The organism is Streptomyces sp. NPDC049597, assembly GCF_040675505.1.
GTDB lineage: Bacteria > Actinomycetota > Actinomycetes > Streptomycetales > Streptomycetaceae > Streptomyces.
On sequence record NZ_JBFAOY010000002.1, the window covers coordinates 274011 to 291024 of the forward strand.

10 protein-coding genes are annotated in these 17014 nt (G+C 72.6%); 5 read left to right on the forward strand and 5 right to left on the reverse strand.

Features of this window, described 5'->3' with window-relative positions; all coding sequences use genetic code 11:
* Window positions 1-42 precede the first annotated feature (42 nt).
* From AB0K02_RS05095 to AB0K02_RS05105, 3 genes are all read right to left on the reverse strand, one after another.
* Window positions 43-1656, reverse strand: coding sequence for a cation acetate symporter (locus AB0K02_RS05095; protein WP_365990962.1), 1614 nt, complete (start codon window positions 1654-1656; stop codon window positions 43-45).
* Window positions 1653-2207, reverse strand: a complete 555-nt coding sequence (locus AB0K02_RS05100) for a DUF485 domain-containing protein (protein WP_365990963.1) — start codon at window positions 2205-2207, stop codon at window positions 1653-1655. Before AB0K02_RS05100 ends, AB0K02_RS05095 begins: the two co-directional genes overlap by 4 nt.
* 160 nt (window positions 2208-2367) lie before the next feature.
* Window positions 2368-3924, reverse strand: a complete 1557-nt coding sequence (locus AB0K02_RS05105) for an MFS transporter (protein ID WP_365990964.1) — start codon at window positions 3922-3924, stop codon at window positions 2368-2370.
* 356 nt (window positions 3925-4280) lie between these two features.
* Between AB0K02_RS05105 and AB0K02_RS05110 the strand changes: the two genes are divergently transcribed.
* From AB0K02_RS05110 to AB0K02_RS05125, 4 genes are all read left to right on the forward strand, one after another.
* Complete coding sequence (locus AB0K02_RS05110; RefSeq protein ID WP_365990965.1) at window positions 4281-5069, forward strand: ABC transporter ATP-binding protein; 789 nt, start codon at window positions 4281-4283, stop codon at window positions 5067-5069.
* Window positions 5066-7642 (forward strand): FtsX-like permease family protein, encoded by a 2577-nt coding sequence (locus AB0K02_RS05115; protein WP_365990966.1) that lies wholly within the window; start codon window positions 5066-5068, stop codon window positions 7640-7642. Before AB0K02_RS05110 ends, AB0K02_RS05115 begins: the two co-directional genes overlap by 4 nt.
* A 459-nt stretch (window positions 7643-8101) precedes the next feature.
* Complete coding sequence (gene mfd, locus AB0K02_RS05120; protein ID WP_365990967.1) at window positions 8102-11632, forward strand: transcription-repair coupling factor; 3531 nt, start codon at window positions 8102-8104, stop codon at window positions 11630-11632.
* 227 nt (window positions 11633-11859) lie between these two features.
* A complete protein-coding gene (locus tag AB0K02_RS05125; RefSeq protein WP_365991021.1) occupies window positions 11860-12564 on the forward strand; it encodes an HNH endonuclease family protein in 705 nt (234 codons plus the stop codon).
* A gap of 230 nt (window positions 12565-12794) precedes the next feature.
* Here AB0K02_RS05125 and AB0K02_RS05130 read toward each other — a convergent pair whose 3' ends face one another.
* On the reverse strand, window positions 12795-13562 hold the full coding sequence (locus tag AB0K02_RS05130; protein WP_365990968.1) for a hypothetical protein: 768 nt from the start codon (window positions 13560-13562) through the stop codon (window positions 12795-12797).
* A 277-nt stretch (window positions 13563-13839) separates the two neighbouring features.
* Window positions 13840-14649: a DUF4352 domain-containing protein gene (locus tag AB0K02_RS05135; RefSeq protein WP_365990969.1), complete on the reverse strand. Its 810-nt coding sequence runs from the start codon at window positions 14647-14649 to the stop codon at window positions 13840-13842.
* Between the two features lie 281 nt (window positions 14650-14930).
* On the opposite strand from AB0K02_RS05135, the gene AB0K02_RS05140 reads away from it, so the two are divergent.
* Complete coding sequence (locus AB0K02_RS05140) at window positions 14931-16979, forward strand: N-6 DNA methylase (protein WP_365990970.1); 2049 nt, start codon at window positions 14931-14933, stop codon at window positions 16977-16979.
* The last annotated feature ends 35 nt before the right edge of the window (window positions 16980-17014 follow it).

A 17014-nucleotide genomic window follows, 5' to 3' on the forward strand; every position in this document is an offset into this window, starting at 1 on the left:
GCGGCGCCCGGCCGTGTCTTCAGGACCGCGGCCCCGTCGTCGTCACGGCCCGGAGGGGGTGTCCACGGCGCCGGCCAGGATCTCCGGTTCCAGCTCCTCGTAGCGCTGCCGTTGCCCGGCCCGGTCGCGTTCGGACAGGACCGTGCCCAGACGGCCCGCGAGGAAGCCCAGCGGGACGGACACGAGGCCGGTCGTCGTGAACGGGAACCAGTTGAAGTCCGCGTCCGGGAAGACGGACTGCGGCGATCCGGACACGAGGTTGCTTCCGGTCATCAGGATCAGCGAGGCGACGGTGCCCGTCACGAGGGTGGCGAGCAGGCCCGTGCGGGAGAAGCGGCGCCAGAAGAGGCTGTAGACGAGCGCCGGGGCGACCGCCGAGGCGCCGATGCAGAACGACAGGGTCAGCAGCGCCTGGAGGTTGAGGTGCCGGGCCCCGGCGGCGATGACGAGGGCGACCAGGCCGACCCCGGCCGCGGCGGCCCGGGCGATGGCCGTCTCCGTGCGGGGCGGCAGCGTCGTACGGCGCCGCAGCCCGTGCGCGACGAGGTCGTGCGCCAGGGAGTTGGCGCAGGCGAGCGTGATTCCGGCGACGGAGGCGAGCAGCGTGAGGAAGATCGCCGTGGCGACCGCCGTGAACAGCAGTGTTTCGAGCGTCGTGGGGTCGGAGCCGAGAACGGCCTGGGTGACCATCAGGAACGCGGTCTTGCCCTGCGGCTCTCCGGCGACGAGCGTCTCGTGCCCGACGACGGCCGCAGCGCCGAAGCCGATGACGACGATCAGCAGGCAGGTCACGACGACGATGGAGACGGCCCACGACATCGACCGCCGCACGGCGGTGGCGCTGCGCGCGGTGAACATGCGCATCGTGATCTGCGGCAGGACGGCCGCGCCGAGCACGACCGTCAACTGTGTGCTGATCATGTCGATTTCGTCGCCGGCGAACTGGAGCCCGGAGGCGAGGTAGGCGTCGCCCGCCCCGCTGCCCCGCGCGGCGGCATCCAGCAGGACGGGCAGGCTGAAGTCGAAGCGTTCGAGGACGAGCAGCGTGACGGCGGTGGCCGCGGCGAGCAGGACGACGGTCTTGACGATCTGGATGAAGGCGGTGCCCTTCATCCCGCCGATCGCCGCGTACGCGATCATCAGCAGGCCGAGGAACACGATGGCCCCGGTCTTGAACCCGTCGGCGTGGAAGCCGAGGACGACGGCGAGCAGGTCGCCCGCGCCGGCGAGCTGGAAGACGACCAGCGGCAGCAGTGCGGTGAGGGTGACCGCGGCCGTGACGATCCGTACGGCGGGGCCGGGGGCGCGGCGTGCGAAGACGTCGCCCATGGTGAACCGGCCCGCGTTGCGCAGGGGTTCGGCCAGCAGGAACATCATCAGCACCAGGGAGAGCACGGTGCTCAGGGCGAGTGTCACCCCGTCGTAGCCGACGAGCGCGATGATGCCGATGGTGCCGAGCACGGTGCCGGCGGAGATGTAGTCGCCGGCGATGGCGAGGCCGCTCTGCACGGGTGTCAGGGAGCGGTAGCCGGTGTAGAACTCGCCCAGGTCGTCGCGGTCCGGGCCGGTCATCACGCACAGCAGGAGCGTGACGGTGATGACGGTCATGAAGGCGATCAGCGACATGGTCTGCGCCTCGGAGCTGAAGCCGGTCATGCGCGCGTACCTCCCATGGACTGCTGCCACGCGGGGCGGCCCGGACGGCTCTGATGTTCGGTCCGGTCGGCGGCGGCCGCCTCGGCCCGTGCCCGTATCGCGCGCACGAGCGGGTCGACCCGCCTGCGCGCGATCCGTTCGTAGACCGCGATCGCGGCGAGCGCCACGGGCAGTTGGAGCAGGCCGAGCACGAGCCCGGTGGTCAGTCCGCCGCTGATCCGGTCCGTCATCGCCCCAGGGGCGTAGCCGGACAGGATCAGGAAGAGCACGAAGTAGCCGAGGGCGGTCAACGTCGCGACGCGGCGCAGCCGGCGGTAGGCCGAGCCGAGTGCGCGCAGGTCGCCGCGGTCGTCGGGGCCGGGGTCCTGCTCCGGCTGCTGCGGGGCGTTCCACGGCTGCTGCGGCCGCGCGGTGTCCCAGGGGTCCGGTGGCGTCCGCGCGCCGGCCCGGGGCTGCGGGGCGTCCCAGTCGTGGGGCATCGCGTCGTGGCGGTGGCGGCCGGCCGGCCGGGGCTGCGGAGGTGGTTCGGGGAAGAGCTGGTGGTACGACATCGTTCTGGCTCCTTGCCGCCTCCGGGAGGGGGCGGACAGCGCTGGTGGTCCGCGTACGTTACTCACCGGTAAAGCCCTTGCGTAAGAGGTTACTGACCGTTCGGTATGTCGTTTCGGTGACGATTCGGGGCAACGGGCCCGCTGCCGGTCGACGGGCGTCTCAGGCGTCGGCCTTGTCGGCGATGACCGGGAACCGGCGCGGCGCCACGAACACCAGCGCCAGCAGCGCCAGTCCGGCGGCGGCCGCCGCGCCCACGTAGACGTGGTCCACCGCCGCGGCCACCGCCCTGCGGAGCTGGTCGGTCGCCGCGCCCGAGGCGGGGTGTTCCAGCGCCCGCGAGACCGAGTCGAGGTCGCCCCCGCCCAGGCGGGAGACGAGCACGGCGTTGGCGACCGCGCCGAACAGGGCCGCGCCCACCGACTGGCCCACCTGGCGGCAGAAGAGGACCGACGCGGTCGTCGTGCCGCGCTCGGACCAGCCGACCGTGGACTGGACGCCGACGATCAGGGGGAGCTGGAAGAGGCCGAGCGCGGCGCCGAGCAGCAGCATGATGAGCGCCGGCTGCCAGGGAGCCCCGGGGAACGGCAGCAAGGGGAACGCGAGCAGGATCAGCATGGCCAGAGCGATGCCGATGATCGCGGTCAGGCGGAAGCCGATGCGTGTGTAGACGTGGTTGGACAGCGCGGCGCTGACCGGCCAGCTCAGCGTCATCACCGAGAGCACGAAGCCCGCGGCGATCGGCCCGAGGCCGAGGACGGACTGCGCGTACGTCGGCAGGAACACCGTGGGCGCCACCATCAGCAGGCCGAGCGCCCCCAGGGCGAGGTTCACCGCCGCGATGGTGCGGCGGCGCCAGACCCAGCCGGGGATGATCGGCTCGGCGGCACGGCGCTCGACGACGACCGTGGCGGCGATCAGGACGGCGCTGCCGCCGAGCAGCGCGAGGGAGGGAGCCGACAGCCAGGGCCAGGCGATGCCGCCCTGGACCAGGGCGGTGAGGAGCAGGCTGCCCGCCGCGAAGACGAGCAGCGCTCCGGCCCAGTCGACGCGGGGCCGGGCCGCGGGCGCGGGGCGGGACGGCTCGACCAGGTGGCGGACGACCAGCCACAGGGCGACGGCGCCGACCGGCAGGTTGAGCAGGAAGATCCAGCGCCAGTCGGCGTACGCGGCGAGCAGCCCGCCGATCGCCGGGCCCGCGACCGCCGACGTCGCCCACACCGTCGACAGCCTCGCCTGGATCCTGGGCCGTTCCTTCAGCGGATAGAGGTCGGCGGCGATCGTCTGCACCGTGCCCTGGAGCGCGCCGCCGCCCAGCCCCTGGACGACGCGGAACGCGATGAGCGCGGCCATGTTCCAGGCGACGGCGCACAGCAGCGAGCCGATCAGGAACAGCACGATGCCCGCGACGAGGACGGGCTTGCGGCCGAAGGTGTCCGACAGCTTGCCGTAGACGGGCAGGGTGACGGTGACGGCGAGCAGGTAGCCGGCGAACAGCCAGGAGAACACGGAGAACCCGCCGAGATCGCCCACGATCTGCGGTACGGCGGTGGACACGATGGTCCCGTCCAGCGCGGCGAGCGCCATCCCGAGCATGAGCGCGGCCACCACGCGCCCGCGGCGCGCCGTGGCCGGGTCGGCCTTCCCGCCGCCCCCCGCCGCCGAGTCGCCGGTCGCCGGGGAGGCCGTGGGGCCCCGGGGTGTCTCCTCCACGCTCACGTCCAGATCCTTTCCCCCTGCATCTATTTCCGGGGGACACCCTCTCACTTGAACCTGACGCAGGGGGAGGGTGCACTCTCGTCGTACCGCGGCTCCGCCTGGGGGTGGAGGCCCCTAGGGGTTTGTCCTTACTTCCGCTCAGGGAGCGGTCGTCCGGGCGGACGACGAGAAGGTGCGGGGCCGTTCCTTACCTTGGTCCTACAGCCGCGGTCGGTGCCGCGCACCGGCGGGGGGTGGGGAGAACCCCCGGTCAGGACTGCGCCTCGCACCAGCGCGCGTGACCGCTTCTGTCGCAAGACTCGACTCGTATCCGTGGCGATCGGACGTCGTCACTTCCCACAGCTAGGAGACCTACCGTGACTACGGCTGTAACCACCCCCGCCCATGGGGAGACCGGAGGGCGCACGGCCGTCGCCGCACGGGGGCGGCAGGTCGTCAAGGCTTACGGCGCCGGGGAGACCCGGGTCGTCGCGCTCGACCACGTCGACGTGGACATCGCCCGGGGGCAGTTCACCGCCATCATGGGCCCGTCCGGCTCGGGCAAATCGACCCTGATGCACTGCCTGGCCGGCCTCGACACCGTCACCTCCGGGCAGATCTACCTCGACGACACCGAGATCACCGGGCTCAAGGACAAGAAGCTGACGCAACTGCGCCGGGACCGGATCGGGTTCATCTTCCAGGCGTTCAACCTGCTGCCGACGCTGAACGCCCTGGAGAACATCACGCTTCCCATGGACATCGCCGGCCGCAAGCCGGACGCCGCCTGGCTGAACCGGGTCGTCGAGACCGTCGGCCTGGGGGAGCGGCTGAAGCACCGGCCGACCCAGCTGTCCGGCGGCCAGCAGCAGCGCGTGGCCGTCGCCCGCGCCCTGGCCGCCCGGCCCGAGATCATCTTCGGTGACGAGCCGACCGGGAACCTCGACTCGCGGGCGGGCGCCGAAGTCCTCGGCTTCCTGCGCCGATCCGTCGACGAACTCGGCCAGACGATCGTGATGGTCACGCACGACCCGGTCGCCGCCTCCTACGCGGACCGCGTGCTCTACCTCGCCGACGGCCGCATCGTCGACGAGATGCTCCGGCCCACCGCCGACGCCGTCCTGGACCGGATGAAGGACTTCGACGCCCGGGGGCGCACCTCATGAGCGTCCTCAAGACCTCCCTGCGCAACTTCCTCGCGCACAAGGGCCGCATGGCCCTGTCCGCGGTGGCGGTGCTGCTGTCCGTGGCCTTCGTGTCGGGCACGCTGGTGTTCACCGACACCATGAACACCACGTTCGACAAACTCTTCGCCGTCACCGCCTCCGACGTCACCGTCAGTCCCAAGGGCTCCGGCGACGACGAGAACCCGGCCACCGGCAGGCCGGAGGCCCTGCCGGCCTCCCTCCTCGACGAGGTCGCCTCCGCCGAAGGCGTCGCCTCCGCCGAGGGCGCGGTCATGAGCATGAGCGTGACCGTCGTCGACTCGTCGAACAAGAACATGGGGTCCGACGGCGGAGCCCCGACCATCGCCGCCAACTGGACGAGGAACGAACTCAAGTCCATGGAGATCACCTCCGGTCACGCCCCCCGGGGCCCCACCGAGGTGATGGTCGACGCCGACACGGCCGACAAGCACGGCCTGGAGCTCGGCGACGAGCTGCGCACGATCGCCGTCACCGGCGACCTCACCGCGAAGATCTCCGGCATCGCCTCCTTCAAGGTCACCAACCCGGGCGCGGCCGTCGTCTACTTCGACACCGCGACCGCACAGCGCGGACTCCTCGGCAATGAGGGCCAGTTCACGCACATCCTGGTCACGGCCGCGCCCGGCGTGGCGGACGAGCAGCTCAAGAAGAACGTGGCCGCCGCGCTGGACGCCCCCTACAAGCTCCAGACCGCGAAGGAAGCGGCGGACGCCGGCCGTGAGGAGGTCGGTTCCTTCCTCGACGTGATGAAGTACGCGATGCTCGGCTTCGCCGGGATCGCGCTCCTCGTCGGCATCTTCCTGATCGTCAACACCTTCTCCATGCTGGTCGCCCAGCGCACGCGCGAGATCGGCCTGATGCGGGCGATCGGCTCCAGCCGCAGGCAGGTCAACCGTTCCGTGCTCGTCGAGGCGGTGCTGCTCGGCGTGGTCGGCTCCGTCGCCGGCGTCGCGGCCGGTGTCGGCCTGGCCGTCGGGCTGATGAAGCTCATGGGCGCGGTCGGCATGAACCTCTCGACCGACGACCTGACCGTGAAGTGGACGACGCCCGCGGTCGGTCTGGTGCTCGGCATCGTGGTGACCGTGCTCGCCGCCTACGTCCCGGCCCGCCGGGCCGGCAAGGTCTCCCCGATGGCCGCGCTGCGCGACGCCGGAACCCCGGCGGACGGCAGGGCCGGACTGCTCCGCGCCGTCATCGGCCTCGTCCTCACGGGCGCCGGTGCGGCCGCGCTCGTCGTCGCCACCCGGGCCGGCAAGGCGAGCGAGGGATCGGTGTTCCTCGGCCTGGGCGTCGTGCTGTCCCTGATCGGCTTCATCGTCATCGGCCCCCTGCTCGCCGGCGTGGTGGTCCGGGTGATCAGCGCCCTGGTGCTGCGGATGTTCGGTCCCGTGGGACGCATGGCGGAGCGCAACGCGCTGCGCAACCCGCGCCGGACCGGAGCGACCGGTGCCGCGCTGATGATCGGCCTCGCGCTGGTGGCCTGCCTGTCCGTGGTCGGCTCGTCCATGGTCGCCTCGGCGACACAGGAGCTGGACAAGTCGGTCGGCGCGGACTTCATCGTCCAGTCCTCGGCCAACGACGGCCGGCCGATCGTGCCGAGGGCCCAGCAGGCGCTGGAGAAGGCGCCGGACATCGCGCACATCACCGAGTACCGGTCCGTGCGGGCGAAGATCACCGCCCCTGACGGCGGCATCGAGGACCTGAACCTGGTCGCCGCCGACCCGACGTACGCCGACGACCTGCGCCGCGAGACCGTCGCGGGCGAGCTGAAGGCCGCGTACGGCAAGGACGCCATGTCCGTCGGCGACGACTACGCGAGGAAGCACGGCGTGGAGGTCGGCGACACGATCCGGGTGGCGTTCCAGCACGGGCGGAGCGCGGAGCTGAAGGTCGCCGCCATCACCTCCGACGACACGAACGTCGACAAGGGCGCGATGTACCTGAACCTCACGACCGCCGCACGGTACGTCCCGGCCGGCCGCATGCCGCAGAACCTGATCATGTTCGCCAAGGCGGTGGACGGCAAGGAGAAGGAGGCGTACGCCGCCCTGAAGAAGTCGCTGGCCGACTACCCCCAGTACAAGGTGCAGAACCAGACCGACTTCAAGCAGGACCTCAAGGACCAGATCGGCCAGCTGCTGAACATCGTCTACGGCCTGCTGGCGCTCGCGATCATCGTCGCCGTCCTCGGTGTGGTGAACACCCTCGCCCTGTCGGTGGTCGAACGGACCCGGGAGATCGGCCTGATGCGCGCGATCGGCCTCTCGCGCCGCCAGCTGCGCCGCATGATCCGCCTGGAGTCGGTCGTCATCGCTCTCTTCGGCGCGCTGCTCGGACTCGGCCTCGGCATGGGCTGGGGCGCCTCGGCGCAGAAGCTGCTGGCACTGGAGGGCCTGGGCGTCCTCGAGATCCCGTGGCCGACGATCATCACGGTCTTCGTGGGCTCGGCGTTCGTGGGCCTGTTCGCGGCGCTGGTCCCGGCGTTCCGCGCGGGCCGGATGAACGTCCTGAACGCCATCGCCACGGAGTAGCGCGCGAGCTGGGCCCGGTACGGGGGTACGGGCTCGACGGCGGCGGCCCCGGGTGTCCACGACGGACGTCCGGGGCCGTCGCCGTGCGCGGGACGCGGGGGCGGGGTGTCAGGGGCGGCGCTCCAGCAGTACGCAGCCGCCTGGCGCACCGGCCTGCCGGTGGCGCGGGCGGCGCTCAAGCAGCACGCGGCCACCCGCCGCACCGGCCTGCCGGTGGCGCGCCTCGGGGTGGAGCTGCCCCGCGTACGCCGGTTCGACGCCTGCGCCGGCGAACCGGGGACGGACCGCCGTCGCACTCGGCCCAGCGGACGTTCCGGCTCCGGCCGGCGGCGCGGGACCGGGACGCGGGTGTCGTACCGCCGTCGTACGCTGGAGACCCCCGGCCCGTACCACGTGTCGGGCGCATCGCGTTGCCCACCCCGGGGATCCTCCCGGATCCTCCTGGACGGAAAGCCCTTCATGAGCCTGCACGGTCTGCTGGATGCCGTCGTACGTGACCCGGCGCTCGCCGAAGCGGTCAAGGCGGCCGGGGACGGTCACCGGATGCACGTCGATCTGGTGGGGCCGCCCGCCGCGCGGCCCTTCGCCGTGGCCGCCCTGGCACGGGAGGCGGGCAGGCCCGTGCTGGCCGTCACCGCGACCGGCCGCGAGGCCGAGGACCTGGCCGCCGCGCTGCGCTCGCTGCTGCCCGGCGAGGGCGTCGTCGAGTACCCCTCCTGGGAGACGCTGCCGCACGAGCGGCTCTCGCCCCGCTCCGACACGGTCGGCCGCCGCCTCGCGGTGCTGCGCCGCCTCGCGCACCCCTCGTCCGACGACCCGGCGGCAGGCCCCGTCCAGGTCGTCGTCGCGCCCGTGCGCTCCGTGCTGCAGCCGCAGGTCAAGGGCCTCGGCGACCTGGAGCCCGTGGAGCTGCGCACCGGTTGGCGGGCCGATCTGAACGAGGTCGTGGAGGGCCTCGCCGCCGCGGCGTACTCCCGGGTCGAACTGGTCGAGAAACGCGGCGAGTTCGCGGTGCGCGGCGGCATCCTGGACGTCTTCCCGCCGACCGAGGAGCACCCGCTGCGGGTGGAGTTCTGGGGCGACGACGTCGAGGAGATCCGTTACTTCAAGGTCGCCGACCAGCGCTCGCTGGAGGTCGCCGAGCACGGTCTGTGGGCGCCGCCCTGCCGCGAACTGCTGCTGACCGACGACGTACGGCGGCGGGCCGCGGCGCTCGCCGAGGCGCACCCGGAGCTCGGGGAGCTGCTCGGCAAGATCGCCGAGGGCATCGCGGTCGAGGGCATGGAGTCCCTGGCTCCCGTGCTCGTCGACGACATGGAGCTGCTGCTGGACGTCCTGCCGAAGGGCGCCATGGCCGTCGTGTGCGACCCGGAGCGGGTGCGCACGAGGGCCGCCGATCTCGTCGCGACGAGCCAGGAGTTCCTCCAGGCGTCGTGGGCGGCGACCGCGGGCGGGGGGGAGGCCCCCATCGACCTCGGCGCGGCCTCGCTGTGGGGCATCGCGGACGTACGGGACCGGGCGCGCGAGCTCGGCATGATGTGGTGGTCGGTGTCCCCGTTCGCCGCCGACGCGGACCTCGACGAGGACACGCTCAAGCTGGGCATGCACGCCCCGGAGACGTACCGCGGCGACACCGCCCGGGCGCTCGCCGACACCAAGGGCTGGCTCGCCGACGGCTGGCGCACGGTCTTCGTCACGGAGGCGCACGGACCGGCCTCCCGCACCGTTGAGGTGCTGGGCGGCGAGGGCATCCCGGCCCGCCTCGAAGCGGATCTCGCCGAGATCACACCGTCCGTGGTCCATGTCGCGTGCGGCTCCGTCGAGCACGGCTTCGTCGACCCGGCGCTCAGGCTCGCCGTCCTCACCGAGACCGACCTGTCCGGCCAGAAGGCGGCCGGCAAGGACGGTCAGCGGATGCCGACGCGGCGCCGCAAGACCATCGACCCGCTCACGCTGGAGACCGGGGACTACATCGTCCACGAGCAGCACGGCGTCGGCCGCTACATCGAGATGGTGCAGCGCACCGTGCAGGGCGCCACCCGCGAGTACCTGCTCGTCGAGTACGCCCCGGCCAAGCGCGGCCAGCCCGGCGACCGGCTCTACATCCCCACCGACCAGCTGGAGCAGGTCACCAAGTACGTGGGTGGCGAGGCGCCGACGCTGCACCGGCTCGGCGGCGCCGACTGGACGAAGACCAAGGCGCGCGCCAAGAAGGCGGTCAAGGAGATCGCCGCCGACCTCATCAAGCTGTACTCGGCCCGGATGGCCGCCCCGGGCCACGCCTTCGGTCCCGACACACCCTGGCAGCGGGAGCTGGAGGACGCCTTCCCGTACGCGGAGACGCCCGACCAGCTGTCCACGATCGCCGAGGTCAAGGAGGACATGGAGAAGACGGTCCCGATGGACCGCCTGATCTGCGGCGACGTCGGCTACGGCAAGACCGAGATCGCGGTGAGGGCCGCCTTCAAGGCGGTGCAGGACGGCAAGCAGGTCGCGGTCCTCGTCCCGACGACGCTGCTGGTGCAGCAGCACTTCGGCACGTTCTCCGAGCGCTACTCCCAATTCCCAGTCGTCACACGCGCGTTGTCCCGCTTCCAGTCGGACGGCGAGGCGAGGGCGACGCTGGAGGGGCTGCGGGACGGTTCCGTCGACATCGTCATCGGCACGCACCGGCTCTTCTCGTCCGAGACGAAGTTCAAGGACCTGGGGCTGGTCATCGTCGACGAGGAGCAGCGCTTCGGCGTCGAGCACAAGGAGCAGCTGAAGAAGCTCCGCGCCAACGTGGACGTCCTGACGATGTCCGCCACGCCCATTCCGCGGACCCTGGAGATGGCGGTCACGGGCATCCGCGAGATGTCCACCATCACCACTCCCCCGGAGGAGCGGCACCCGGTGCTGACCTTCGTCGGCCCGTACGAGGAGAAGCAGATCGGCGCGGCCGTGCGGCGCGAACTGCTGCGCGAGGGCCAGGTCTTCTACATCCACAACCGCGTCGAGTCGATCGACCGTGCGGCCGCGCGGCTGCGGGAGATCGTGCCCGAGGCCCGGATCGCCACGGCCCACGGCCAGATGGGCGAGAGCGCCCTGGAGCAGGTGGTCGTGGACTTCTGGGAGAAGAAGTTCGACGTGCTCGTGTCGACGACGATCGTCGAATCCGGCATCGACATCTCCAACGCCAACACCCTCATCGTGGAGCGCGGCGACAACTTCGGCCTCTCCCAGCTGCACCAGCTGCGCGGCCGCGTCGGCCGCGGCCGCGAGCGGGGTTACGCGTACTTCCTCTACCCGCCGGAGAAGCCGCTCACGGAGACGGCGCACGAGCGGCTCGCGACGATCGCCCAGCACACCGAGATGGGCGCCGGCATGTACGTCGCCATGAAGGACCTGGAGATCCGCGGCGCGGGCAACCTGCTGGGCGGCGAGCAGTCCGGCCACATCGCCGGCGTCGGCTTCGACCTGTACGTGCGGATGGTCGGCGAGGCGGTCGCGGACTACCGGGCCTCGCTGGAGGGCGGCGTGCAGGAGGAGCCGCCGCTGGAGGTCAAGATCGAGCTGCCGGTCGACGCGCACGTCCCGCACGACTACGCGCCGGGCGAGCGGCTGCGGCTCCAGGCGTACCGCGCGATCGCCTCCGCCAACTCGGAGGAGGACGTCAAGGCGGTCCGCGAGGAGCTCACCGACCGCTACGGCAAGTTGCCGGAGCCCGTCGAGAACCTGCTGCTGGTGGCGGGCCTGCGGATGCTGGCCCGGGCGTGCGGCGTCGGCGAGATCGTGCTCCAGGGGCCCAACATCCGCTTCGCGCCGGTGGAATTGCGTGAGTCGCAGGAGCTGAGGCTGAAGCGGCTGTACCCGCGCACGGTCATCAAGCCGGCCGTCCACCAGATCCTCGTCCCGCGCCCGACGACGGGCAAGATCGGCGGCAAGCCGGTGGTGGGCCGTGAACTGCTGGCGTGGACGGGCGAGTTCCTCACCACGATCCTGGGCTCGTAGCCCGTCGGTGACCGGGGCCGGCCGCGGCCGGCCCCGCCGCACCCGCGCGGGTCACGGTTCGTCCGGCTCCAGGGGCCAGGCCGTCGTCGGCAGTGCGCATCCCCGGTGAACGCGGCATCCGTACGGACCCGTGCCCGACCCGTCTGCGTACGGTCCCGGGGGCCCGATAGCGTACGGGCGTGACACGACACGGGACGTTCGCGGGAGGGGCCGCACTGCTGGCCGTCATCGCGCTCGCGGGCTGCGACGGCACCGGTGCCCGGCCCGGCCCCGGCGCAGAACGGGCACCGGGCTCGTCCGCGGGCACCAGTCCCCTCGACAACCCCGAGGGGACCCGGCCCGGTCTCGGTGCCCTGACCACCGACCGCGAGCGGGCGGACGCCCGAGGGATCATCGAGGCGCTGGCGACCAAGGGACGCGGGCCGAGGACCGGTTACGGCCGGGACGAGTTCGGTTACGCGTGGATGGACACAGCGGACGGGGTGCCGTTCTCACGGAACGGCTGCGACACCCGCAACGACCTGCTCGCCCGCGACGGCCATGGTCTGGCCCACCGCTCGGGCTCCGACTGCGTGGTGGTGCGCATGACGCTGGACGACCCGTACACCGGCCGGACCATCGAGTGGCGCAAGCGCCGGGCGGCCGAGGTGCAGATAGACCACGTCGTGCCGCTGTCGTACGGCTGGCAGATGGGGGCGGCCCGCTGGGACGACGCCAAGCGGCGGCGCTTCGCCAACGACCCGCTGAATCTGCTGCCGGTCGATGGCCGGGCGAACAGTTCGAAGGGCGACTCGGGGCCGGCCTCCTGGCTGCCGCCCCACAAGCGCGTCCGCTGCTCCTACGCCGTGCGCTTCGCCCAGGTGGCGACGGCGTACGAACTGCCCGTGACCGCGGCCGACAAGAAGGCGATGCTGCGCCAGTGCGGCGGCTGACTCCGGGTACGGCGGCGGGGAGGCGACGAGTTCGTCACCCATGACCCGATGGGCCGGGCCGGCATCGGGCGGATCATGGCGGATCCGCCGGGCCATGTGCCGGTGGCGACCCATCCGAAGACCAGGACGCGTCACGGGCTTTCGGTGTGGCGCTGCGGCCGGGGGCCGTGCACAGCGGCCGGGGAGGCCGCCCCCTCTGCGGCCTCCCCGGTCGTTCGCGTCCGGTGCGCTCACTGCCCCGGCTGTGTCTTGTGCTGGTCGATGACGTCCTTGGCGGCCGGCTCGATCGGCCCCAGGGGCTTGTTGAAGTCCGTGAACGTCATCGTGGCCGGCTCCTCGCCGCCCTTCTGCTCCACCTTCAGCACGTACGGCTCGCCCTCGGCGGCGACGTAGAACTTGTAGCTCGCGTCCCCGTCCTTCTCGGTGAGGACGACCACCTGCTTCCCCTGGAGCGTGGTGGTCTCGCCGCGCCGTATCAGGGAGAAGCCCTCACGGAACTCGCCGAGGAAGGTGTCGAGTTCGCAGAACTGCAGCTGCTCCTTCGCCTCGGGCGAGGACGCTTCCTCCTTCAGCCAGCGGCCCCCCAGCGCCTTCAGGACCTCCGCGTTCTCCTCGGCCGTGCCGCCCTCGTTCTGGCTGCGCAGGAACGCCTCGTCGAAGCGCATGTAGGCCGTGTCGCCGGCACGCACGAGCTCCGCGGTCCCGGTGCCGCCCAGGGTGAGCGTCCCCTTGCAGTCGCCTTTGGAGTCGATCGACATGTACGCCTTGATGTTTCCGTCGGTCGTGTCACCGGCGAAGTCGACGGTCAGGGACGTCGCCTTCGAGGTCGCCTTGGCGGCCTTGTCGGCGATCTCCGGTCCGGACATCCCGGGGAAGGGTCCGTCTTGCTCGTCGGACGCGCCGGAGAAGGGGCCGCAGGCTGTCGCGGCGAGGGCGGCGCCGGTGCAGAGCGCGGCACGGACGAGGCGCGTGAACCGGCGGGGGGCGGTAGCAGGCATGGGGAGCTCCGGGGCAGGGAGGGAATGGGGGAGGGTGGCGTGTCCGACGGGGCGTCGGGGAAGCCGGCGCCCGGGGTGTCCGGCGGGGTGTCAGGGGAAAGCCGGCGGCGGAGGCTGTCCGGCGGGGTGTCACGGGAAGCCGGCGGCCGGGGGTGCTCGGCGGGTGCCGATCAGGGAAGCCGGCCGCCGGGGTGCGAGGCGGGCGCCGGTCTGGGAAGCCGGCCGCCCGGGGCGGTCCCGTCCCGCGCGGTGGCGGGATCAGGCGCCGGGGACCGGCTCAGAGCGCCAGGTCCCACTGGGAGGCGTCGTACCAGACGTCGGGGACGACCTCGACCGTGAGGTTCTTCGCGTCGGCCGGGGTGTCGAAGGCGTAGGTCACCGTGGCCTTCTTGCCGGGCAGGATCGTGCTGTCGAAGCCCTGTCCGGCCTTGTCGTCGAAGATCTGCTCGGCGCTCACGCCGTCCTTGCCCGCGCGGGCGGTGACCGTGACGAGGGTCGAGTCGAACTTCTTCTTGCCGGCGTTCTCGATGGTGATCGTGACCTGGTGGGCCTTGTTGCCCTTGGTGTGGCCGACGGCGAACTCGCCGGGCGTGAACGGCTTGGGCGCGGAGACGGTGACCGTCAGGTCGTCGTCGTAGACGATGCTCTCGCCGGCGGTGAGCACCTCGGCCTCCGCGTTCTTCCCGTCCCCGTCCTTCTTGTCGGACGGGTCCTTCGGGGCCGTGTTCTCGGTGGTCCGGTTCAGGTCGTCGACCGCGTCGTCCACGGCCTTCACGGTGGCGACGCCGATCACCACGCCCACGATCATCGCGATGAGCCCCAGGATCGCTCCGGCCGTCGCGGCGCCCTTGTTGGTGGCCTCCCCGCGCTTGGCGCGGCCCCGGCCCAGCAGGCCGAGGACCAGGGCCAGCAGGCCGAGGAGACCGCCGAGCCAGAAGAGCAGCGGGATGAACCCGGTGACGGTGCCGATGATGCCGAGCACCAGGGCGGCCGTGCCGAGCCCGTTGCGCACCGGGGCGGGCGCGCCGGGAGCGCCGTACGTCAAGGCGCCGTGCGACGCCTCGGGCTGCTGGGCGGACTGCGACATGGGTGTACCCCCCGAAATTTGTGGCGGACCCGTGGAGCCGGATCCGTGTTCCGATGGGTCAATAAGAGCAGAGCGTGTGAACCGAGTCAACAAGAGTTCATCGTTCACGTGGCATGGGTGTGTGAAGTGATGTCGGTCGTGGACGCGGGTAGGATCGCCGCCACAGCATCGGAACCGCCCGTGCGGACGGTCGCCGGACCACCCGCTGGGCAGACCCGCCCCGTCGGGGCGCGCGACAGCCGCCGGTGCGCCGCCGGAACAGGTCGAGGGGAGCCAGCCGGGTGCCGGACAACGCAGCAGAGGTGACCGCAGCCGGGATCGCCCGGCTCGCGGGAGTGGGCCGTGCCGCAGTGAGCAACTGGCGGCGTCGCCACGCCGACTTCCCCCGGCCCGTCGGCGGCACCGAGACCAGCCCGTCCTTCGCCCTCGCCGATGTCGAGCAGTGGCTGCGCGACCAGGGGAAACTGGCGGAGGTCCCGCTGCGCGAACGGGTCTGGCAACAAGTGGCGGGCCACCCCGGTGGTGCGGTCACGGCCCTGGTGCACGCCGGCTGCGCGCTCCTTTTCGTACGCGACAGGCCGGCCGGCTGGCTGGAGCTCTCCGCGGTCTCCGACGACCGCCTCGCCGAGGTGCTGCCCGGCGCACTGGAGGAGGTGCTGAGCCTGCGTTTCGGCGCCCCGCGCGCCGTGAGGACACCGCTCGCCGAGGAGCTCGTCCCCTCCGTGCCGATACTGCGCGGGGTCGCGGAGCTCGCCGCGGAGACCGGGGCCCGCCAGGCGTTCGAGTTCCTGCTGGGCCGTCATCTCGACGCGAATCCGCGGCAGTACACGCTCACCCCGCCCGGCCCCGCCGCGCTCATGGCCGCTCTCGCCGGTCCCGCCGGCCTCGTCCTCGACCCGGCCTCCGGCACCGGCGCGCTCCTGCGCGCCGTCGAGCGGCCCACCGCGCTCTACGCCCAGGAGGCGGACCCCGGCCTGGCCGCCCTCACGGCCCTGCGGCTCGCCCTGAACACCGACGCCGACGTACGGGCGGCGGCCGGGGACGCCCTGCGCGCGGACGCGTTCGGGGATCTCGGCGCGGACGCCGTGCTGTGCCACCCGCCGTTCAACGAGCGCAACTGGGGCCACGACGAACTGGCCTACGACCCCCGCTGGGAGTACGGCTTCCCCGCGCGTACGGAATCGGAGCTGGCCTGGGTCCAGCACGCGCTCGCACGCCTGCGCCCCGGCGGCACCGCGGTCCTGCTGATGCCCCCGGCCGCCGCGTCCCGCCGCTCCGGCCGCCGTATCCGTGCCGGGCTGCTGCGCCGCGGCGCCCTGCGCGCCGTCATCGCCCTGCCCGCCGGGGCGGCGCCCCCGTACGGCATCCCGCTCCACCTGTGGGTGCTGCGCAGGCCCGGCACCACCGACCGGCCTTCGCCCGACCTGCTCCTCGTCGACGCCGCGGGCACCGACCAGGCGACGGCGGCCGGCCGCGACAAGCTCGACTGGCCGGCCGTCCAGGACACGGTGCTGCAGGCGTGGCTGCCGTTCGAACGGAACGGCTCCGCCCCGGAGAACCCCGGCGTGAGCAGGCCCGTCCCCGTCATCGAACTCCTCGACGACGACGTGGACCTGGCCCCCGCCCGGCATCTGCCGCCCCCCGCCGCGGGCGGCGGCGCCGCCGAACTGGGCGCCGTGCGCGAACGGCTGACGGAGTGCCTGCGGCGCACCGGCGAACTCACGCCCCCGCCCGTCGAGCAGCCCCCGGCCCCCCCCGCGCACTGGCCGTCCACCACCGTGGGGGAGCTCGCGCGCGCGGGCGCTCTCGTCCTGCGTGCCGGAGGACCGGGCGCCGCTCCGGCCGGCGCCCCCGTGGCGGTCCTCACCGAGCAGGACGTCCTGGCGGGCAGGCCCCCCTCCGGGACCCTGCCCGACGGCCCCGAGGAGGAGCCCGTGCTGGTCGAGGCGGGCGACGTCGTCGTCCCCGTGCTCGGCGGCGGCACGGTCGTGCGCGTGGCCGACGACGCCGCGTCGGGCGCGGCCCTCGGCCGCAACCTCCAGCTCCTGCGCCCGGACCCGGCCGCGCTCGACCCCTGGTTCCTCGCGGGCTTCCTGCGCGGCAGCGCCAACCAGCGCCAGGCCAGCAGCTACGCGTCGACCGCGACCCGCCTCGACGTGCGCCGCCTCCAACTGCCGCGTCTTCCGCTCGCCGACCAGCAGCGCTACGGGGCCCGCTTCCGGGCGCTGGCCGATTTCGAGGACGCGCTGCGGCTCGCGAACAGGCTGGGCGAACAGCTGGTGCAGGGCCTGTACGACGGGCTGACGGACGGTACCGTGCGGCCGGAGTGACCCACCGGGCCGGGACCGGGTGACCTATCGGGCCT